The sequence below is a fragment of the Clavibacter quasicaliforniensis genome, assembly GCF_051201715.1.
GTDB lineage: Bacteria > Actinomycetota > Actinomycetes > Actinomycetales > Microbacteriaceae > Clavibacter > Clavibacter seminis.
In genome coordinates this window covers 2,594,152-2,614,795 of record NZ_CP139624.1, presented here as the reverse complement: position 1 = coordinate 2,614,795, position 20,644 = coordinate 2,594,152, and the positions used below count along the sequence as shown (strand labels likewise).

15 protein-coding genes and 1 pseudogene are annotated in these 20,644 nt (G+C 71.9%); 12 read left to right on the top strand and 4 right to left on the bottom strand.

Annotated elements, in window-relative coordinates:
• Positions 1-50: 50 nt before the first annotated feature.
• From NL142_RS12435 to NL142_RS12420, 4 genes are all read left to right on the top strand, one after another.
• Positions 51-1,271 (top strand): ABC transporter substrate-binding protein, encoded by a 1,221-nt coding sequence (locus NL142_RS12435; RefSeq protein WP_435079929.1) that lies wholly within the window; start codon positions 51-53, stop codon positions 1,269-1,271.
• Between the two features lie 72 nt (positions 1,272-1,343).
• Positions 1,344-2,228 carry a carbohydrate ABC transporter permease gene (locus NL142_RS12430; RefSeq protein ID WP_194684900.1) on the top strand — a complete coding sequence of 295 codons (885 nt, stop codon included), beginning with the start codon at positions 1,344-1,346 and terminating at the stop codon, positions 2,226-2,228.
• A 3-nt stretch (positions 2,229-2,231) separates the two neighbouring features.
• On the top strand, positions 2,232-3,137 hold the full coding sequence (locus NL142_RS12425) for a carbohydrate ABC transporter permease (RefSeq protein ID WP_194684899.1): 906 nt from the start codon (positions 2,232-2,234) through the stop codon (positions 3,135-3,137).
• Between the two features lie 3 nt (positions 3,138-3,140).
• A complete protein-coding gene (locus tag NL142_RS12420; RefSeq protein WP_435079926.1) occupies positions 3,141-5,732 on the top strand; it encodes a family 78 glycoside hydrolase catalytic domain in 2,592 nt (863 codons plus the stop codon).
• Between the two features lie 78 nt (positions 5,733-5,810).
• Here NL142_RS12420 and NL142_RS12415 read toward each other — a convergent pair whose 3' ends face one another.
• Together NL142_RS12415 and NL142_RS12410 are read right to left on the bottom strand one after the other, a co-directional pair.
• Positions 5,811-6,677 (bottom strand): glycoside hydrolase family 16 protein, encoded by an 867-nt coding sequence (locus tag NL142_RS12415; RefSeq protein ID WP_435079924.1) that lies wholly within the window; start codon positions 6,675-6,677, stop codon positions 5,811-5,813.
• A 42-nt stretch (positions 6,678-6,719) separates the two neighbouring features.
• Entirely contained in the window at positions 6,720-9,326 is a 2,607-nt protein-coding gene (locus NL142_RS12410) for an OmpL47-type beta-barrel domain-containing protein (RefSeq protein ID WP_435079922.1), read from the bottom strand.
• Between the two features lie 388 nt (positions 9,327-9,714).
• Between NL142_RS12410 and NL142_RS12405 the strand changes: the two genes are divergently transcribed.
• The 6 genes and pseudogenes from NL142_RS12405 (at position 9,715) to NL142_RS12380 (ending at position 16,090) form a co-directional block, all read left to right on the top strand.
• On the top strand, positions 9,715-11,982 hold the full coding sequence (locus NL142_RS12405; RefSeq protein ID WP_435079920.1) for a beta-glucosidase: 2,268 nt from the start codon (positions 9,715-9,717) through the stop codon (positions 11,980-11,982).
• Entirely contained in the window at positions 11,898-12,707 is an 810-nt protein-coding gene (locus tag NL142_RS12400) for a TetR/AcrR family transcriptional regulator (RefSeq protein ID WP_435079918.1), read from the top strand. The genes NL142_RS12405 and NL142_RS12400 overlap by 85 nt, the downstream gene beginning before the upstream one ends.
• Before the next feature lie 144 nt (positions 12,708-12,851).
• Positions 12,852-14,417: an MFS transporter gene (locus NL142_RS12395; protein ID WP_435079916.1), complete on the top strand. Its 1,566-nt coding sequence runs from the start codon at positions 12,852-12,854 to the stop codon at positions 14,415-14,417.
• A gap of 69 nt (positions 14,418-14,486) precedes the next feature.
• Positions 14,487-15,164 (top strand): TetR/AcrR family transcriptional regulator, encoded by a 678-nt coding sequence (locus NL142_RS12390; protein WP_435079914.1) that lies wholly within the window; start codon positions 14,487-14,489, stop codon positions 15,162-15,164.
• Positions 15,094-15,440 (top strand): annotated as a pseudogene (locus tag NL142_RS12385) (ABC transporter ATP-binding protein); the annotation flags it as partial. The gene NL142_RS12390 and the pseudogene NL142_RS12385, both read left to right, overlap by 71 nt.
• A gap of 62 nt (positions 15,441-15,502) precedes the next feature.
• Positions 15,503-16,090, top strand: coding sequence for a DUF1349 domain-containing protein (locus NL142_RS12380; protein WP_435079912.1), 588 nt, complete (start codon positions 15,503-15,505; stop codon positions 16,088-16,090).
• A 58-nt stretch (positions 16,091-16,148) separates the two neighbouring features.
• Here the strand turns inward: NL142_RS12380 and NL142_RS12375 are convergent, their stop codons facing one another.
• Together NL142_RS12375 and NL142_RS12370 are read right to left on the bottom strand one after the other, a co-directional pair.
• A complete protein-coding gene (locus NL142_RS12375; RefSeq protein ID WP_435079910.1) occupies positions 16,149-17,117 on the bottom strand; it encodes an aldo/keto reductase in 969 nt (322 codons plus the stop codon).
• Positions 17,118-17,148: 31 nt separating this feature from the next.
• Positions 17,149-18,078 (bottom strand): GNAT family N-acetyltransferase, encoded by a 930-nt coding sequence (locus NL142_RS12370; RefSeq protein WP_435079908.1) that lies wholly within the window; start codon positions 18,076-18,078, stop codon positions 17,149-17,151.
• A gap of 101 nt (positions 18,079-18,179) precedes the next feature.
• On the opposite strand from NL142_RS12370, the gene NL142_RS12365 reads away from it, so the two are divergent.
• Complete coding sequence (locus tag NL142_RS12365; protein ID WP_435079906.1) at positions 18,180-19,730, top strand: MmgE/PrpD family protein; 1,551 nt, start codon at positions 18,180-18,182, stop codon at positions 19,728-19,730.
• The gene (gene prpB / locus NL142_RS12360; RefSeq protein ID WP_435079904.1) at positions 19,730-20,644 is read left to right on the top strand and encodes a methylisocitrate lyase; all 915 of its coding nucleotides are present in this window, start codon (positions 19,730-19,732) and stop codon (positions 20,642-20,644) included. The genes NL142_RS12365 and prpB overlap by 1 nt, the downstream gene beginning before the upstream one ends.

The following is a 20,644-nucleotide window of genomic DNA, read 5'->3' as shown; positions in this document are numbered from 1 at the left end:
CAGCTCGTCGGGCTGCTGCGGTCACCGCAGCGGGCGTGACCATCTTGGCCTTGTCCGCGTGCGCCGGCGGCGGAGGGGGCGCCGCTCCCACGGAGTTCACCGTCCTCGGCAACGTCGAGAACGAGGTCGTTCCTAAAACCCTTCAAACGCTCGCCGACGGCGCGTGCAAGACCGAGCAGGCGGCCATGCCGCTCAAGGTCGACACCGTGCCCCAGACCAACCTCAACCAGCAGGTCCAGCTCCTCGCCGGCCAGGGCGGTCTGCCCGTCATGTACGCCGTCGACACCAGCGAGCTCACCCTGCAGCTGAAGGAGGCCGGGAGCGGAGCCGACTTCAGCACCCTGTTCGACGAGCTGGGCGTCTCCGACAAGATCGAGCCCGCGGCGCGCTCCACCGTCGAGTCGCTCTACGACGGCGACTTCGTGGTCCTCCCCACCGAGTACAACATCGAGGGCGTCTGGTACAACAAGGCGCAGTTCCAGGAGAAGGGCGTCGCGGTCCCCACCACATGGGACGAGCTCGTCGCCGCCGCCGCCACCTTCGAGGCCGCCGGCGTCGTGCCGTTCTCCGCCAGCGGCGAGCAGGGCTGGCCCCTCACCCGCCTCATCGGCAACTACATCGAGCGCGACCTCGGCACGGACGCGCTCCAGAAGGTCAAGGACGGCGACGCCAAGCTGACCGACCCCGAGTACGTCGCGGCCGCTCAGAAGGTCGCCGACCTCGGCGCCGCCGGCTACTTCGGCCAGGGCGTCGGCTCCATCGACTACGACACGTCGATCAACCAGTTCCTCAACGGCAGCTCGCCCATGATCTACATGGGCAGCTGGCTCCTCAGCAGCATCGGGGACCCGGAGCTGAACAAGATCGGCGAGGACAACATCGGCTTCATGCCGTTCCCCGACGTCGACGGCGGCTCGGGCGACAGCAGCCAGCTGGTCGCCAACGTGGGCCTGCCCTTCACCATCAACGAGTCCGCGCTGAACGACGACAGCAAGGCCTGGGTGAAGTGCATCACCGAGAACTACGGCACGGTCGCCCTGCAGGACAGCAGCCGGATCTCCGGGTTCACGGTCGACGGCGACGTCCCCACGTCGCCGCTCACCACCGAGGTGCGCGACCTCATCTCCTCCACGGACACCACCGTCCCGTGGTTCGAGGCGTACTTCTCCGCGCAGGCGACCACCACGTCGCAGCAGAACGCGGCCCAGCTCGTGACGGGCGCGATCACCGCCGAGCAGTTCATGACCCTCGTCCAGGGCGACCTGGACTGATCGACCCCGGCGCGGCTCACGGCACCGCCGTGAGCCGCGCCTCCACGCGCCCATCCGCATAGAAGGCAGCCCATGAACCCCCTCCTCGGAGACCGGCGATCGACCCTGATCCTCGTCGGACCCGCCCTGCTGATCTACAGCGTGGTGATGCTCGTCCCGATCATCGTCTCGATCGGCTACACCTTCACCTCAGGCAACGCCATCGTCGGCTTCGAGTTCTCCGGCGTCGAGAACTACATGGAGCTCCTCTCCGACACCCGGGTGAGGGACGCGCTCCTGCTGACCATCCGCTACGCGATCGTCATGACCGTGCTCCAGGTGGGCTTCGGCTACCTCCTCGCGCTCACGTACGTCTTCGTCCTCCGCAAGTGGTCGAGCTCGGTGCGCACGCTCGTCTTCTTCCCCGTCGTCCTGCCCACCGTCGCGGTCGCGCTGCTCTTCCAGCAGATGTTCGCCATCGCCCCGCAGAACGGCCTCGTCAACACGTTCCTGAACGCCATCGGCCTGTCGTCCACCGACTGGTTCGGCGACGGGGGCACCGCCTTCCTCGTGATCATCGTCATGGATGTCTGGCGCTCGATGGGCTTCTACGGAGTGCTCCTCTACGCCGGTCTCCTCGACATCCCCGACGAGATCTTCGAGTCCGCGCGCCTCGACGGCGCCTCCGGGTTCGGGCTCGTGCGCCGGATCGTGCTGCCGCTCTCGCTGCCGGTGCTGATCTCCTCGCTGATCTTCTCCATCAACGGGACGCTCAAGGTCTTCGACAGCATCCTCGCGCTGACCAACGGCGGCCCCGGCACCTCGACCAGCCCGCTGACGATCTACATGTTCGACACCGCGTTCCGCTACGGGCAGTACGGCTACGGATCGACGGTCGCCTTCCTGCTCACGATCGTCTCGCTCGCCGTGACGGTCGTCATCTTCCGTGCCAACCGACGCGACGCCACGAAGGGCTGACCGATGAGCACCACCACCGCACAGCCGCGCATCGACGCGCCCCGTCCCGTCACCCGGTCCACCCGCCGACCGGTGTCCCCGCGGCGGGTGATCGGCCGCGTAGTCAGCGGCGCCCTCGTCGCCTTCCTGCTGGTCATCGTCGTCGGACCCCTGATCTGGATGGTCCTCGGGTCCTTCAAGACCCAGACCGAGTTCCTCGAGAACCCCGTCTGGATGCTGCCGCAGCAGTGGAACTTCGACAACTACGTCTTCGCGTGGACCACGGGCAACTTCGCGCAGTACGCGTTCAACTCCGTCGTCACGGTGATCCCGTCGCTCTTCCTCGTGCTGCTCCTCGGTTCGATGGCCGGGTTCGCGCTCGAGGTGCTCGTCTGGAAGGGCCGCGGCGCCATCCTGCTCACGTTCCTCGCGGGCATCATGGTGCCCACGCAGATGATCCTGCTGCCGCTGTTCGCGGCGTACTTCCGCACCGGCCTCACGGGCACGCTGTGGCCGCTGATCATCACGTACACGGCCACGAGCCTGCCGCTCACCGTGTTCCTCATGGCGACCTTCTTCCGCGCGGTCCCGCGCGAGGTGTTCGAGGCCGCGACCCTCGACGGGGCGAGCATCATCCGCTCGTTCTTCCTGGTCGGGCTGCCCATGGTCAGGAACGCGCTCTTCACGGTCGGGCTGGTCCAGTTCTTCATGCTCTGGAACGACCTCCTCATCGCGCTCACCTTCACCAACTCCGGCTCCCTGCGCACCCTGCAGGTCGGCCTCCTCAACTTCACGGGCCAGTTCGGCTCGGTGCAGTACGGCCCGCTGTTCGCGGCCATCTGCCTCAACGTGATCGGAATCCTCGTGATCTACCTCTTCCTCAACAAGCAGGTCCAGAAGGGCCTGACCGCCGGCGCGGTCAAGGGCTGAGGCATGGCGCGCATCGAGGGCCCCATCCGCGTCGAGCACCTCCGCGAACCGCTCGGCGTCGGCACCGCGACGCCCCGTCTGAGCTGGCGCAGCGACGCCGCCGACGACTGGCGGCAGGCCGCCTACGAGATCGAGCTCCAGCGCGGCACCGACGAGCCCCTCGACGCGCTCGTCGGGTCGCCCGACCAGGTGCTCGTGCCCTGGCCGTTCCCGGCGCTCGGCAGCCGCGATCGGGTCGCCCTGCGGATCCGCCTCCACGGCGAGGACGGCACGGCGGGCGAGTGGAGCGCGCCGACGGCCCTCGAGACCGGGCTCCTCGAGCCGTCCGACTGGTCGGCCGCCCCCGTGGGAGGCAGCTGGCCGGAGGAGGCCGGCACCGACCGCCGCCCGTCGCGCGTGCGGCGGCGGTTCCACGTCGACGCGCCGATCGCCTCCGCCCGCCTCCACGCCACCGCCCACGGCGTGTTCGAGGCCGAGGTCAACGGCACACGCGTCGGCGACGACGTCCTCGCGCCCGGCTGGACCTCCTACGCGTCCCGGCTGCGCTACCGGACCTACGACGTCACCGACCTCCTGGTCGAGGGCGACAACGCCATCGGCGCCTGGCTCGGCGACGGCTGGTACCGCGGCCGGCTCGGCTTCAACGGGGGCTACCACGACCTCTACGGCACCGACCTCTCCTTCATCGGGCAGCTCGAGATCACCCTCGCCGACGGCACCGTCCAGCGCGTCGCGACCGACGCCTCCTGGGAGGCCAGCCCGAGCCCCCTCACCTCCAGCGGCCTCTACGACGGGGAGCGGTACGACCAGCGCCTCGACGACCCCGCGTGGTCGACGCCCGCATCGACCGGCGGGGAGTGGACGCCCGTCGCCGTCGGCGCGCGTGACCCGGGGACCCTCGTCGCGCTGGAGCAGCCGCCCGTGCGCCGCACCGAGGAGCTCGCCCCCGTCGACGTCCGCCGCACCGGATCCGGCGCGCTGCTCCTCGACTTCGGCCAGAACCTCGTCGGGCGGCTCCGCGTCACCGTCGACGGCTCGGCCGGGCACGTCGTCACCCTCCGTCACGCGGAGGTCATCCAGGACGGCGAGCTCTACCGCCGCACGCTGCGCATCGCGGCCGCCGAGGACAGCATCACCCTCGCCGGCACCGGACCCGTGACCTGGGAGCCGCGCTTCACCATCCACGGGTTCCGCTACGCCGAGATCACCGGGGCGCCGGACGGCTTCGACGCGTCCACCGTGAGGGCGCTGGTCTGCCACACCGACATGGAGCGCACCGGATGGTTCGCGTCCTCGGACGCGGACCTCGACCGGCTGCACGACAACGTCCTCTGGAGCACGCGCGGCAACTTCGTGGACATCCCCACCGACTGCCCCCAGCGCGACGAGCGCCTCGGCTGGACCGGCGACATCCAGGTCTTCGCCCCCACGGCCTCGTTCCTCTACGACTGCTCCGGCATGCTCGGATCCTGGCTGCAGGACCTCGCCATCGAGCAGCTCCCCGACGGCACGGTGCCGTGGTTCATCCCGCGCATCCCGGGCGGTCCGTCCTGGGAGCCCATCGAGCCGGGCGCGGTCTGGGGCGACGCCGCCGTCCTCACCCCGTGGGTGCTGTACGAGCGCTTCGGCGACGCCGGCGTCCTCGCGCGGCAGTACCCGTCGGCGAAGGCGTGGGTGGACCTCATCGTCTCCCTCGCGGGCGCCGACCGGCTGTGGGACGAGGGCTTCCAGCTCGGCGACTGGCTGGATCCGGCCGCACCGCCGGAGGATCCGGCGGACGCCTCCACGGACCGCTACCTCGTGGCCACCGCGTACCTCGCGCAGTCGACGCTGCACCTCGCCCGGACCGCCGAGGTCCTCGGGTTCGACGACGACGCGGCGCACTACGCGCGCGTCGCCGAGGAGGTGCGCGACGCGTTCCGCCGCGCCTACGTCCTCCCGGACGGGACCATGACGAGCGACGCGCAGACCGCGTACTCGCTCGCCATCGAGTTCGGCCTGGTCGCGGGCGACGCCGCCGAGCGGGCGGGCGACCGGCTCGCCGAGCTCGTCCGCGAGGCCGGCAACCGCATCGCCACCGGGTTCGCGGGCACGCCGCTCGTGACCGGCGCCCTCACCTCGACCGGCCACGCGGACACCGCGTACGACCTGCTGCTCGAGCGGTCCTGCCCCTCGTGGCTCTACACGGTCGGCATGGGCGGCACGACGATCTGGGAGCGCTGGGACAGCATGCTGCCGGACGGCACCGTGAACCCCGGCGAGATGACGAGCTTCAACCACTACGCGCTCGGCGCCGTCGCCGACTGGATGCACGGCACCATAGCCGGGCTCGCGCCCGCCGCACCCGGCTGGCGACGCATCCGCTTCGCCCCCCGGCCCGGCGGCGGGCTGACGCACGCGAGCGCGCGGCATCTCTCGCCCTACGGATCGGCGTCGTCCTCCTGGCGGATCGTCGGCACCGAGATGCACCTCACCGTGACGCTGCCCGTCGGCACCACCGGCGACGTCCTGCTGCCCGACGGCTCGACGCACGCGGTCGGCCCGGGAGAGCACTCCTTCACGGCGGTCGTGGCGCAGGTCCTCGTCACGACGTGAACGAGGGCCGGCGCTCGCGAGCGCCGGCCCTCGCCGCCGAGGCGGGACCCGTGGTCCGCCTCGCGGTGCGTTCGCCCGTCAGGCCGTCCGCTGCTCGAAGCGGATGAGGTCGATGACCGCGCTGAACTCGGGCACCCCGTCGGCGGCGACCGGCCAGTCCGCGAGATCCACGTCACCGCTCGCCCAGGACCCCACCGTGACGACGATCTGCACGAAGAACGGCTGGTCGAACGGCCAGCCGCCGGCGGCGCGCGGATCCGCGGGCGTGGCGGAGTGGTACACCTGGCCGTCGATGGCCCAGGTGATCTCCGACGACGACCACTCGAGCGTGTGCTCGACCCAGCGGCCGGCCAGGGAGTCGAGCGGACCGGTGTAGGTCCCGGAGATGGGCGACGCGCCGGAGTACCCCGGCCCGTGGATCGACCCGAACGGGGCGCCGGGGCGGCCCAGGGCGATCTCCGTGGCGTCGATCTCCCCGCACTGCGGCCAGCCCACGGCGTCGATGTCCTCGCCGAACAGGCAGACGCCCACCCCGACGCCGGTGCCCGTCGTGAGGTACTGCCGGGTGGTCAGGCGCCCATGCGGTCCCAGGACGCGCTTGCCGCGCGTGGTGATGCTCCCGGCGCGGTACGCGAACCCGTTCGTGGGCTCCTTCCGCGCCTTGAGGACGAGGTTCTGTCCATCCAGGAAGACCATCCCCGCGTCGTTGTACTGCTGGTCACGGAGGTCGGTCTGCCCGCCGCCGACGATGGCGCTCCAGGACCCGGTGTCCAGGGCGCCGCCGCCGAAGCCGTCCTCCCAGACGGTGATCCAGCCGCCTTCGCCCGCGGCGCGGGCGGCGGTGCCGGGGTTCAGGGCGGTGGCAGCGGCGGTGGCGGCTCCTCCCAGGAGGCCGGCCGTGACCGTCCGACGCGAGATGGCACGAGAGGCTTCTGATCCGTTCATGAGAGCTCCGATGTTCGAGGGCGGGAGGGCGAGGAGGGTGGGCTACTTGCAGGCGATGGCCGCGTAGGGCGCGGTCACGGTCGACGCCACGGACCCCTTGGCGGAGGCGACTGCGGTGACGGAGGCCGTCCCTGCGGCGACCGACGACTTCGTGGAGCTGACGGGGTAGAAGACGGTCCGTCCCGGGGCGACGTTCCAGAACTGCTGCTTCCCGCTCAGGGCCCTCAGCGTGATGTTCGACTTCGCCGTGGAGGTGTTCGTGGCGGTGACCGTCACGTACGCCTTCGTGCCGACGCATCGCGAGACGGCGGAGACCTGCACGACACCCGCCGACGCGGACGGGACGGCGATGCGGGCGACGGGCGAGACGAGCCCCGCGACGTCGGTCGCCCGATAGCCGATCGTGGCCGCCCCGGCGCCGACGGGGACGGGCGCCGAGTACGGCGTCCACGGACCCGTGTCGCCGACCCGGTACTCCACCGAGGCGATGCCGGAACCGGCGTCCGTGGCGCTGATCGAGACCGCGCGAGACGGCGCGTCGAGGGCCGCGGACGCGACGGGCGCGACGCGATCGATGTCCACCCGGACCGACCCCGCGGCCGCGGGGACCTCGGCGCCGTCACGCAGGACGCGGTACCTGAGGGAGTGCGCTCCGTCCTCGTCCACGGTGATCGGTCCCGCGTACGGGGTCCAGGCGTCCCCGACGGCGTACTCGAGCGTCCCCGCTCGCGATCCCTGCTGGAGCTCGAGCGACACGCGCACGGGGGCGTCGGTGAACCAGCCGTTCGCGCCCTGGGGTGCGGCCGGGTCCGTGGTCACCGTCACGGACGGATCGACGGGCGCTCCGGCGAAGGCATGCAGCTCCGCGACCGACCAGTAGGCGGCGGGCGCCGCGGCCGTGAGGGTCACCCGGACGTACCGGGTGTCGACCGTGGGGAACGCGATGTTCGTGAACCTCTTGGTGCCCCGCCCCTTCGCGATCGGCTCGCTCCACGTGGACGCGTCGTCGGAGACTGCCACCTCGTAGCCTCGCGGCCAGTCGTCGGAGCTGGCGCCGCCCTCAATCGTCCCCGAGTCGAGGGTCAGCTGGTCGATGGCCGTGCGGCCGCCCATGTCGAGCGTGATGCTCTGACCCGCGGCCTGCGCGGTGAAGTTCCGCCACGCCGTGCCGGCGTCGCCGTCGAGCATCGAGGCCGCGCCCCACTCCTGCAGGCTGGCGCTCGCGGTCCACCCGTCGCGGGGCAGCGCCTCGGCCTCCGGTGTCCACGTGTAGGTGCCGACCGTGGCCGCCGGGAGCGTGTCCACCGCCTGGCCGTCGAAGGTCGCGATCCGGAACTGCTGGTCGTAGTCCGTCTGGTTCACGACCACGGCGACGTGCTCCCCGTCGGGATTGCGGAACACCACGTTCGTCACGGTGCCGGCCGATCCGGGGTCGCTGGCGATGCGGACGGCCCCGTTGTCCAGGAAGCGCGAGAACTGCGCGTAGAGGTAGTAGTCCCGATCGAGGTAGTAGGAGTCGAGGTCGCCGTGCGGCGCGCCGATCTGCTGGGGGAACGAATCGCCGTCCAGGGGCCCCGCGTTGGGGAGGCCGTCCTCGTCGAGGAAGGTCAGCCAGTACGTCCAGCTGCTCACGTCGTTGCGGAACAGCTGCACGAGGCGGTCCATCCCCTTGACGTCGTAGTACGACCGCTCGGTGAGGCGCACCTCGACACCCGGGTACCGGTCCACGATGCCCGTCGCCTGCGTGACGTCGCCGTCGTCGTAGTCGTGCACGCCCACGCCGTCCACCATCGGGCCGACGACCGGGTCCTTGAGGATGTTCTCGAACTGCGAGGTCGTCCACCAGTTGTCGTCCTGGATCCAGATCTCGGTCTCCGGCGACACCTCGTCGAGGGCCTGACGCAGATGCGGGATGAAGTCCCGCTCCTGCTCCCACGTCCACGACGACGACGGGTAGTCCGGCACGACGAGCGGCTCGTTGGCGACCGTCACGGCCGTGATCGGGATGCCCTGCTCCGCGTACGCCGCGATCGCGAGGCGGTAGTAGTCGGCCAGCGCCGGGTAGTACTCGGGCAGCACGGAGCCGCCGTTGTTCAGGCTCTTGTTCTCCTTCATCCAGGCGGGCGGGCTCCACGCGGATGCGAAGAACTCGACGTCCGGGTTGATGCGGAGCGCCTGCTGGGCGACGTCGATGATCCCCGCGTCGATGTCCTTCTGGATGGAGAACCCCTCCAGCTCCGGGTCGACCTCGCCGTCGGGCAGGTCGTCGTACGTGTAGAAGTCCTCGGCGCAGAAGTCGGGGCAGCCGAACGACAGGCGCATCAGGTCGTACCGGTTTCCGGTGGCGGGATCGAAGAGGGCCCGCATGACCGCCTCGCGATTCCCCGGCGACAGCTGCGTGATGTTGTAAACGCTCGACGACTCGAGGGATCCGCCGATCCCGTCCAGCGTCTGGCCCGTCGTCGTCGGATCGACGCCGATGGTCGTGATGCCGGCGCCGCTGATGGGCGCGAAGGCGAGGTCGTCCTGCTTCGCGAGCTCGTCGCTCCCGTCGGACGAGCTGTAGGTGACGGAGACGGACGGACCGGAGGCCGTGGCTCCGACCGCGGGGTGGGCGGGGAGGGCGAACGACCCCACGGCGATGGCCACGGCCGCGGTCGTCGCGTAGGCCCTCCTCCGGGCACGGGCAGCAGGTGGGCGCAAGGGATTCTCCTTCGAATCACGGACTCCGGGCAGCCGGAGCGCTGGGCGCGGGTGAAGCGCTTCAAGTGCCTCGAACTGTAGGGAGGACTGCCCAGGACGTCAACCCTCGCGCCCCCGCCCTTGGACGGACGGCGCGGTGCGTGCGATGCGGACATCGCTCGAAGACTCCGTCAGCTTGAGCATCCAGAGGGTCGATTCGGCGAGTCCCCCGGGAGCCGCGCACGGGCGGCATCCGGCGTTCCGCGCCGTTGACGCGTCCCCCACCCAGGGAATAATCTCCGGACATTGCAGCGCTTCAAGTGCGCTCACTCTCAATGACGAGGGAAGGGACCCCATGCACGAGACCCCCGCATCACGACCCGGAGCACGGCGACGCAGATGGGTGGTCGCCGCGGCGACGGCCGTCGCGCTGCTCGTGCCCGCGGTCGCGACGACCATCGACGCCGCTCCCGCGGAAGCGGCCGACTGCCTCAGGGCGCCCTGGATGAAGCAGACCCAGGCCCCCGAGAAGCGCGCCGCGGCGCTGCTGGCTGCCAGCAGCCAGCACCAGAAGTACAGGTGGCTCGTCGAGCAGCCCGCGAACAACCCGCGGCAGACGGACTTCGGCGGCGTCCTGTACCCGGCCCAGCTCGACTGCACGCCGCAGATCACCTACGTCGACGGTCCGGACGGCGTCCGCGCCGGAGAGGGCGTCACCGCGTACCCGGCACCGATCGCCATCGCGTCGAGCTGGAACACCGCGCTCGCGCAGACCAAGGGCGCCGAGATGGGGGCCGAGGCGTTCGACAAGGGCAAGAACGGCGTCCTCGGGCCCGGGCTCGCCAGCGGCCGCACCCCGCTCGCCGGCCGGACGCCCGAGTACTTCGGCGAGGATCCCGTCCTCACCGGTCTGCTCACGGCCGCGACCGTCACCGGGCTCGAGGAGGGGAACCGGAAGAAGCCCGTCATCTCGAACCTCAAGCACTACCTCGCGAACGAGCAGGAGCTCGACCGCACGACCAGCTCCTCGAACGTCGACGAGCGCACCCTCAAGCAGATCTACGACCTGCCGTTCGAGATCGCCCTCAAGCGGAGCGCGCCCGAGAGCGTCATGTGCTCCTACAACCAGATCAACGGCGCCTACGCCTGCGAGAACCCCCTCCTGGACTCGACCCTCAAGGGCGAGCTCGGCTTCGACGGCTTCGTCATGTCCGACTTCGGCGCCGTGCACTCCACGGCCGCGTCGCTCGTGAACGGCCTCGACCAGGAGCTCAACCGGCCGATCTGGTACACCCCCGAGAAGCTCGACGCGGCGCTGGCCGCGGGCGAGATCACCCAGCAGCAGATCGAGGCCGCGGCGACGCGCGTCATCGCCGGCTACATCCGCGGCGGGCTGTTCGACACCCTGCTTCCGACCACCCCGAAGGCGGACGCCTCCACCGCCCAGCACAAGGCCACCGCCCGGCAGCTCGCCGAGCAGGGGACCGTCCTGCTCAAGAACGACGGGGTGCTGCCGCTGACGACGAAGGCCGGCACGAGGATCGCGGTCTTCGGTCCCACGGCGTCGACGACGCCGACCGACGGGATCAGCGCATCGTCCGTCTGCAGCATGTCCATCCGCTTCGGCGCCGGGCCGCTCCGGAACACCCTCCCGTGCGAGGACATCGTGTCCCCGGAGGCCGCCATCCGCGAGCGCGCCGCGAAGTCAGGCGCCACCGTCACCTTCAACCCGGGCACGGACCCGGCGAGCGTCGCGGCCGACGCGGCGGCGGCTGACGTCGCCATCGTGTTCGGCTACCAGCGCATGGGGGAGTTCAACGACATCCCCGATCTGCGTCTGCAGGGCGGAGGCGACGCGCTCATCGAGCAGGTCGCCGCGGTCAACGACTCCACGGTCGTGGTCCTGAACACCGGCAGCGCGGTCGAGATGCCCTGGGTCGACGACGTGCAGGGCGTCTTCGAGGCCTGGTACCCGGGAGAGCAGGGCGGTCCCGCTGTCGCTGGCCTCCTCTTCGGCGACGTCAACCCCTCCGGGAAGCTGCCCATGACGTTCCCGAGGTCGCTCGCCGACACCCCGACGAGCACCCCCGCGCAGTACCCGGGCGTGTTCGCCGACGGATCCACCACCCGCCCCGCAGGAAGCCAGGAGATCCGACAGGTCGACTTCAGCGAGGGCCTCCAGGTCGGCTACCGCTGGTACGAGGCGCAGGGCATCGACCCGCTCTTCCCGTTCGGGCACGGGCTCAGCTACACCGACTTCGCCTACACGGACGCGAAGGTCACCTCGAACTCGGCGAAGGGCGACAAGCTCGTCCGGATCCGCGTCCGCGTGACCAACACCGGTGACCGCCCCGGGACGGAGGTCGCGCAGGCGTACGTCGCCCTGCCCGACGCCGCGGGGGAGCCGTCGAAGCGCCTCGTCGCCTGGCAGCGCGTGACCCTGCAGCCGGGGCAGCAGAAGTGGGTCGACATGCTGCTCTCCGCGTCCGACCTGGCGGACATGCACCTGCTCCAGCACTGGGACGAGGGGGCGAAGGCGTGGGTGACGTCGCCCGGGAGCTACGAGGTCACGGTCGGATCCTCCATCGACACGGCGGTGACCTCGGCGCTGACGGTGAAGTAGCCCACGTGGCGTGGGCGGTCGCGCGGCGGCCGTCCACGCCACGCTGCCCCCGCAGATCGCCCGTGGTCCCGAGCGACAGAACTGTACGGTACAGTACACATGTGTCCCTGCCCTCTCCATCGGCTCGTCCCGCGCGCGTCCGCGCCGTCCTGGACGCTGCCACGGACATGCTCATCGAGCAGGGCTACGCCGCGCTGACCATCGACAAGGTGGCCGCCAGGGCCCACGCCTCCAAGGCCACGATCTACAAGTCCTGGCCGACGAAGACCGACCTCATCTGCGCCGTCGCGGCCGACGTGACCCTCGTGCCGGTCCCAGAACAGCCCCTCGAGCGCTCGTCCGCCGACGCGCTCACCGACATCGCGGAAGCCGTCGTGTCGGTCACGCGCGGGCGGAACGGGCGCCTCCTCCTCGCGCTTCACGAGGCGAGCAGGGCGGAACCGCGGATCGCCGAGGCCGTGTCGACCCACCTCGTCACCCCCCAGCACGAGGCGATCGCCACCGCGATCCGCTCCCTGCAGCAGCAGTCGCGCGTGGCGGACGGCATCGACCCGGCGGTCGCCAGCCGCGTGATCTCCTCCGTCATCATCGACCGGGCGCTCGTCAGCGGCCAGCCGCTCGAGGGCGATGAGCTGCGTCGCGTCGTGACGCAGTGGCTCATCCCGGCGATGAGCCCCCGGGCCGTGAGCGGCCGGACCGCGGGCCCCACGGCCGGTCCCGGTTAGGCGGGACGCGCGCGCCTCCCACCCGGGAGGATCCTCCGCGCGCCCGCCGTCGCGCTCCGCCCTCGTCCCGTCGTCGTGACCGTGAGGCGGAGGGGTCCGCCATGCCCAGCCCGCACCCGTCCCACCCCATCGGAGACCACCACCATGTCCTCTTCCCCCTCGACGTCCCCCCGGGGCTCCCGTCCCCTCCGCGGCAATCCCGCGCTGACCCTCGCGGCGGTCTGCTTCGGCCTCTTCATGGTCGGCCTCGACGGCACCGTCGTCTCGATCGCGAACCCCGCCATCGCGCAGTCGCTCGGCACCGACTTCGCCGAGCTCCAGTGGATCACCAACAGCTACCTCCTCGGGCTCGCCGTGTTCCTGATCCTCGGCGGGAAGCTCGGCGACCGCTTCGGCCGCCGCCGCATGTACCTCATCGGCGTCGCCGCGTTCGCGGTGACCTCGGTCGCGATCGGGCTGGTCGGGAGCACGGAGGGCGTCATCGCCTTCCGCGCGCTCCAGGGCCTGAGCGCCGCCCTCCTGATGCCGCAGACCCTCGCGCTGCTGCGCGCCACGTTCCCGCGGGAGAGGTTCGGCGTCGCGATCGGCATCTGGGGCGGGGTCTCCTCCGTCGCCATCGCCGCAGGACCCATCCTCGGCGGCTTGCTGGTCGGAACCCTCGGCTGGGAGTCCGTCTTCTTCATCAACGCCCCCATCGCCGTCGTGGGTCTGATCCTCGGCATGTCCGTGCTGAAGGAGAGCACGGCTCCCGGGAGGGCGCGGTTCGACTTCGCCGGCGTCGTGCTCCTCGCCCTCGGCCTGTTCGCGATCGTGCTCGCCGTGGTCCAGTCCGAGGGCTGGGGATGGGGCAGCCCCCTGACCCTCGGGGTACTGCTCGTCGGTCTCCTGCTCCTGGTCGCCTTCGTGCTCGTCGAGAACCGGGTGGCCGCCCCGCTCCTCCCCATGGGGCTGTTCCGTGACCCGACCATCACCGTCGGCGCCCTGGCGGTCGGCGCCAACTTCTTCGCCCTGTTCGGCGTCACGTTCTTCCTCTCCCTCTTCCTGCTCAACCTGCGCGGGGAGCAGGGGCTCACGGCCGGGGTGATGCTCCTCCCGCTGAGCGGGGTGTCGATCATCGCGTCGCCCATCGGAGCGGCCCTCGTCAGCAAGCTCGGGATCCGCGTCACCATGGCATCGGGGCTCGCCCTGGTCGGGATCTCCCTGTTCGCGCTCACCGGCATCTCCCTCGACTCCCCGTACATCGGCATGGCGATCCCCTTCGTCGTCCTCGCCCTCGGGGTGGGCATGGTCATGACCTCGGGCGCCGAGGCGATCGTCGGCAGCGCACCCGTGAAGCTCGCCGGGGTCGCCGGCGGCCTGCAGGCGACCGCGCTCCAGCTGGGAGGCGTCCTCGGCACCGCGGTGCTGGCCGCCGTCGTGTCGGCGGGGACGGCGTCGCGACTCGGGGCGCTCGATGTCGCCGGATCCGAGGGCGTCGCCCAGGGCATCATCCCCACCGGCCTCGACGCGGCCGGCCGGGCCGTCGCCCAGGGCGCGTTCGTCGGCGGGCTCCACTCCGCGCTGATCGTCGCCGGGGTCGTCGCCGTCGCGGTCGCCGTCCTCGCGGCGGTCTTCGTGCGTCCCGTGCGGACGCACGTGCCCGCGGCGACCGTGATCGAGGAGGCCGAGTCCGGGCTGTCCGGATCCGCCCTCGCCACCTCCGCGGGATGAGGCCCCTCCGCCGGTGCGTCACGCCGCGGCCGGGAGGGAGGGGAGCGCCCCTCCCTCCCGGGGGATCCGTTGGGTGACAGCGCCGAGACCCGGGAGCGCCTGCTGCTGGCCGGCTTCCGGGAGTTCGCGTCCAAGGGCCTGGCGGGTGCCCGCGTGGACCGGGTGGCCGACGCGGCAGGGATCAGCAAGCAGGGCATCTACAACTACTTCGGGGGCAAGGAAGGCCTGTTCCTCGCCGTGATGGAGAGGCACGTGACGACTCCCGTCGCCGCGCTCCCGTTCGCGGCGGGGGAGCTCCCCGACTTCGCGGGACGCCTGTTCGACCTCCTCGACGCGGACCCCGACATCGCGCGTCTGATCGCCTGGTCCGCCCTGGAGTCACGGCACGGGCCGGGGATGGCCCTCGACGCGTTCGGGGTGGCCGCGGACGTGCGGCGGATCCGGGACGGTCAGGTGCCCCCCGAGGGGGCCGGCGGCGTCTACGCCGGCCACCTGGCCGCCCTGCTCCGCCTCTGCGTCGCCTGGTGCGGGAGCCCTGTGCGGTCGTCCGCATCCGTCGAGTCCGGCGACGGCTCCTGGCGGCGGGCGGCCGTCGTCGAGTCGGCCCGTGCACTGGCGGCGGCGTCGGCCGCTGTCATGACGTCCGGGTCCGGCCGCCAGGGGGCTCCGCGCTCGCCTGTTCCACGACACGGTCCTGTCCAACCTGCGCCTGGCGCGGCTCGAGCCGCTCATCCGCTCCCTGCCTGACCAGCTCGACACCATGGTGGGGGAGCGCGGCTACCGGCTGTCCGGTGGCGAGCGTCAGCGGATGACCATCGCGCGGCTCCTGCTGGCCGGACGGCCCTGGTCATCGCGCACCGCCTGTCCACCATCCGCGACGCGGACCTGATCCTCGTGGTCGAGGACGGCGCGATCGTCCAGCGTGGCACGCACGAGGAGGTGCTGGCCGCGGGCGGCCGGTACGAGGACGTGCACCGCACCCAGTTCGCGGTGCGGATGGGGACGGCGGCCGATGAGGCGGCGCGGAGCGGGAGCCAGTCCCGAGGTCGGCGATCCAGGCGCTCCCGCGGGCCAGACTGGGCAGCATGGACGACATCGACTGGAACAGCGGCTCCTGGACCAACGCACCCGCCCACGTGGCGGTCGCCGACGACGGCATGCGCGTCACCGCCGTCGAGGGGAGCGACGCCTGGCGCATCACCTCCTACGGCTTCGTGCACGACACCGAGCACGCCCTCCTCGTGCCGTTCGAGCAGGGCGCGGCGATGGAGGTGTCGTTCCGGCTCGACCTCTCCGCCCAGTTCGACCAGGCCGGCATCTTCGTCCGCGTCGACGAGAGCACGTGGATCAAGGCCGGCGTCGAGCGCAGCGACGGCGAGGACGGTCTCGGCGCGGTCGTCACCCGCGGGATGTCCGACTGGTCGCTGGCGCCCGTCCCCGACTGGCGCGGCCGACTCGTCACGATCCGCGCCAGCCGCTCCGGCGACGCGTTGACGATCCGCGCCCGGGTGGACGACGAGCCGTGGGGTCTCGTGCGGGTGGCGCCCCTCGATCCCGATGCCGCGGCGTTCGCCGGCCCGATGTGCTGCGCCCCGACGCGGGAGGGACTCACCGTGCACTTCGCCGCGTGGCGGACCGGGGCGGCGGACGCGGGCCTGCACCCGGAGGGCTAGGCGGTTCAGGCGGGGATCACCTGCTGGGTCCCGGGCGCTGCCGCCGGTGGGCGTGCGGTCACCACCAGAACGGCGGCTGCGTCACGTACGGGCTCTCGAGCCGGGCGACCTCGTCGTCGGTCAGCTCCAGCTCCAGCGCGGCGACGGCGTCGGTGAGGTGGTGCGGCTTGGTCGCCCCGATCACCGGCGCGGCGACCGTCGGGTTCCGGAGCACCCACGCGAGCGCGACGCGGGCCATGGGCACCTCGCGCTCGGCGGCGACCTGCTCGACCGCGTTGATGACGGGGCCGTCGGCGTCGGTGTCGAACGCCTCCGCGACCTTGTCCGTCGCCGAGCGCGCGGTGGTCGCGCCGCGCGGCCGGGTGAGCCGGCCCTTGCCATTCGGGGAGTACGGCGTCAGGCCGACGCCGGTGTCGGCGCAGAGCGGGATCATCTCGCGCTCCTCCTCGCGCTTGAGGAGGTTGTACTGGTCCTGCATCGCGGCGAAGCCCGTCCACCCGTTGACCGCCGCGGCCCGCTGCAGCTTCGCGAACTGCCACGCGTGCATGGACGAGGCGCCGAGGTAGCGGACCTTGCCCGCGCGGACGACGTCGTCGAGGGCCTGCATCGTCTCCTCGACGGGGGTCTCCGGATCGAAGCGGTGCAGGTAGTGGACGTCGATGTGGTCAGTGCCGAGGCGACGGAGCGACGCGTCGACCTGCTCGAGGATCGCGGCCCGCGACAGGCCGGACCCGCCGGGCCCGTCGTGCATCCTCCCGGAGACCTTGGTCGCGAGCACGATGTCCTCGCGCCGGGAGAAGCGCCGGATGGCCCGGCCCACGTACTCCTCGCTGGTGCCCTGCTGGTAGACGTTGGCGGTGTCCCAGAACGTGATGCCGAGCTCGACCGCCTGGCGGAAGAAGGGCGCCGACGCCTCCTCGTCCATGGTCCAGGAGTGCATGCCCCGGGCGGGATCGCCATACGTCATGCAGCCGAGGGCGAGGCGGCTGACCTGGAGGCCGGTGCTGCCGAGTCGGGTGTGCTCCATGTGCGTGCTCCTTCGCGGTGTGGATCCCACGTTACGGCGAGGCGGATCCCGCGGGTCGGGTGCCAAGCGCCACCAGCCACACGTCCACAGCGTCCTCGCGCTCGACGCGGAACCCCGCCCGCTCATAGAGGCGCCGCGCGGCGCTGCCCTGGAACACGTCGAGGCGGAACGGGCGGCCGTCGCCGTGCCGGGCCATGAGGTCGCGCAGGACCTCGCCGCCGATCCCCGCGCCGTGCAGGGCGGGATCCAGGTAGAAGTGCTCGATCCAGTGCGCGTCGGGCTCGTCGCGGCAGGCGATGAGGCCGACGTCGCGGCCGCCGACGCGGATCACCCACGTGCGCTCGGGTGCCCACCTGTCCAGGAAGCGCCGGCGGACCCGCACCGGATCCCACCGGCCGAGCCGCTCGAGGTCGGGCCGCAGCACGACGGCGCGCAGCTCGGCCATCCAGGTCGCGTCGTCCGGGAGGGCGGGGCGGAGGATCCAGCGGGGGAGCGGCCCGGGCGCCTCCCGCAGGTCCCGCTCCATGCAGACGCTCGTGGGATCCGCCGCGTACGGCCCGAACCGCGGCACGTGCCTATACCCGCCGCGCTCGTACATCGCGATGGCGGCGGTCTGCGGCAGGCCGGTCTCCAGCCGCATCACGTGAGCCCCCAGCTCGCGCGCCCGCTCCTCCGCGGCGACGAGCAGCGCGCGCCCCACGCCGAGGCCGCGCGCCGCGTCCGTGACGAACACGCGCTTCAGCTCCGCGGATCCGTCGCCCCCGTCGACGACCGCCGCCGTGCCGACCGCGCGGCCGTCGTGGCGCGCGACGAGGAACGTGACGCCGGGCCGCTCGAGGTCGCCGACGTCGAGCGCGTGGTAGTTCTCGGCGGGGTAGAGGGCGAGCGCGAAGTCGTCGGCCTGCCGCAGCAGCGGCAGCACGTCGCCCTGGCGGGGGGACTCCGGGGTGACGGTGAGCACGCTCCAGCGTATGGCGGGCCCGCCGGTGGATACGCTGGACCGGTGCCGCGCGGACGGGGCCACGAGCCCTCCGCGACAGGCGCCCGACCGTGAGGAAGAGCATGCAGATCCACCGCGTCCGCGTCCACCGCAGCGACGAGGCCCTGCCTCCCGGGGAGCAGCTGGCGGGGCGCATCGCCGCCGTCGCCGCGGACCCGGTCGAGGTCGACGCCGAGGTCACCGAGATGATCGTCAACCGCATCATCGACAACGCGGCCGTCGCGACCGCCTCGCTCACCCGGGCACCCGTCGTCGCGGCGCGCGCGCAGGCCCTCGCGCACGGGCCGTCCACGGGCGGCGCGGGCGCGACCGTCGTGGGCGCGGATCCCGCCACCCGCGTCAGCGCCGAGTGGGCGGCCTGGGCGAACGGCGTGGCCGTGCGCGAGCTCGACTACCACGACACGTTCCTCGCCGCCGAGTACTCGCACCCGGGCGACAACATCCCGCCGATCCTCGCCGCCGCGCAGCACGCCGCAGCTGGAGGCCGCCCCGACGGCCGCGCGCTCACGGGCGCCGACGTGATCCGCGGCATCGCGACCGGCTACGAGATCCAGGTCGACCTCGTGAAGGCCATCAGCCTGCACGCGCACAAGATCGACCACGTCGCGCACCTCGGCCCGTCGGCCGCCGCAGGCATCGGCACGCTCCTCGGCCTGGATCAGGAGACCGTCTTCCAGGCCATCGGCCAGGCCCTGCACACCACGACCGCCACGCGGCAGTCGCGCAAGGGCGCGATCAGCACGTGGAAGGCGCACGCGCCCGCGTTCGCCGGGAAGATGGCCGTCGAGGCGATCGACCGGGCGATGCGCGGCCAGACGAGCCCCACCCCCATCTACGAGGGCGAGGACGGCGTGATCGCGTGGCTGCTCGACGGCCCCGATGCCGGGTACGACGTGCCGCTGCCCGCGCCCGGCGAGGCCAAGCGCGCGATCCTCGACACGTACACGAAGGAGCACTCGGCCGAGTACCAGGCGCAGGCGTGGATCGACCTCGCGCGCCGCCTGCACAACACCCACCCGGTGCTCGCCGACGCGGACGCGATCGACCGCGTCCTCATCCACTCGTCGCACCACACGCACGTCGTGATCGGATCCGGTGCCAACGACCCGCAGAAGTACGACCCGCGCGCCAGCCGCGAGACGCTCGACCACTCGATCCCGTACATCTTCACGGTCGCGCTGCAGGACGGCGCCTGGCACCACGTCGACTCGTACGCGCCCGAGCGCGCCGGCCGCCCCGACACGGTGGACCTCTGGCGCCGCGTCACCACGACCGAGGACCCGGAGTGGACCCGCAGGTACCACTCCATGGATCCGGCCGAGAAGGCGTTCGGCGGCCGCGTGGAGATCCGCCTGACCGACGGCTCGACCATCGTCGACGAGATCGCCGTCGCCGACGCGCACCCGCTCGGCGCCCGGCCGTTCGCGCGCGCCGACTACGTGGCCAAGCTCCGCACGCTCGCCGACGGCGTGCTCGAGGACCGCGAGGTCGACCGCTTCCTCGCGCTCGTCGAGCGCCTGCCCGAGCTCACCGCCGACGAGCTCGCCGGCCTCACCGTGACCGCCCGGCCGGGCCTGCTCGATCAGGCCGGCTCCCCGAAGGGACTCCTCTAGTGCTGCACTCCGCCCTCACCTCCGCCGCCAAGCGCCGCGCCTTCCGCGAGCGGCTCGCGACCGGCGAGCTGCTCCGGATGCCGGGCGCGTTCAACCCGCTGTCGGCCCGCCTCATCCAGGACAAGGGCATGGACGGCGTCTACATCTCCGGCGCCGTGCTCTCCGCGGATCTCGGCCTCCCCGACATCGGCCTCACCACGCTCACCGAGGTGGCCGGGCGCTCGCAGCAGATCGCGCGCGTCACCGACCTGCCCTGCCTCGTGGACGCGGACACGGGCTTCGGCGAGCCGATGAACGTCGCGCGCACCGTGCAGATGCTCGAGGACGCCGGCGTCGCGGGCCTCCACATCGAGGACCAGGTGAACCCCAAGCGCTGCGGCCACCTCGACGGCAAGCAGGTGGTGGACGAGTCGACGGCGCTGAAGCGGATCTGCGCGGCCGTCGACGCCCGCCGCGACCCCGACCTGCTGGTCATGGCCCGCACCGACGTGCGCGGCGTCGACGGCATGGCCGCCGCGGTCGACCGGGCGCGCGCTCTCGTCGACGCCGGCGCCGACGCGATCTTCCCTGAGGCGATGGCCGACCTCGCCGAGTTCGAGGCGATGCGCGCCGCGGTGGACGTGCCGATACTCGCCAACATGACCGAGTTCGGGAAGAGCGAGCTGTTCACGACGCAGCAGCTCGCGGACGTGGGCGTCAACATCGTGATCTACCCGGTGTCGCTCCTGCGCCTCGCGATGGGCGCCGCCGAGCGCGGCCTCGACGCGATCCTGGAGGAGGGCACGCTCGCCGGCAAGGTGCCGGAGATGCAGACCCGCGCCCGCCTGTACGAGCTCCTCGACTACGCGGGCTACAGCGCCTTCGACGAGGACGTCTTCACCTTCACGCTCGAGGGGAACCGCGGCGGGGCGTGA

What these genes read in the sequence shown, in the direction of transcription:
- NL142_RS12430 (WP_194684900.1), top strand. Translation starts at nt 1,344, where the DNA reads ATGAACCCCCTCCTCGGAGACCGGCGATCGACCCTGATCCTCGTCGGA.
- NL142_RS12425 (WP_194684899.1), top strand. Translation starts at nt 2,232, where the DNA reads ATGAGCACCACCACCGCACAGCCGCGCATCGACGCGCCCCGTCCCGTC.
- NL142_RS12420 (WP_435079926.1), top strand. Translation starts at nt 3,141, where the DNA reads ATGGCGCGCATCGAGGGCCCCATCCGCGTCGAGCACCTCCGCGAACCG.
- NL142_RS12415 (WP_435079924.1), bottom strand. Translation starts at nt 6,677, where the DNA reads ATGAACGGATCAGAAGCCTCTCGTGCCATCTCGCGTCGGACGGTCACG.
- NL142_RS12405 (WP_435079920.1), top strand. Translation starts at nt 9,715, where the DNA reads ATGCACGAGACCCCCGCATCACGACCCGGAGCACGGCGACGCAGATGG.
- NL142_RS12395 (WP_435079916.1), top strand. Translation starts at nt 12,852, where the DNA reads ATGTCCTCTTCCCCCTCGACGTCCCCCCGGGGCTCCCGTCCCCTCCGC.
- NL142_RS12380 (WP_435079912.1), top strand. Translation starts at nt 15,503, where the DNA reads ATGGACGACATCGACTGGAACAGCGGCTCCTGGACCAACGCACCCGCC.
- NL142_RS12375 (WP_435079910.1), bottom strand. Translation starts at nt 17,117, where the DNA reads ATGGAGCACACCCGACTCGGCAGCACCGGCCTCCAGGTCAGCCGCCTC.
- NL142_RS12365 (WP_435079906.1), top strand. Translation starts at nt 18,180, where the DNA reads ATGCAGATCCACCGCGTCCGCGTCCACCGCAGCGACGAGGCCCTGCCT.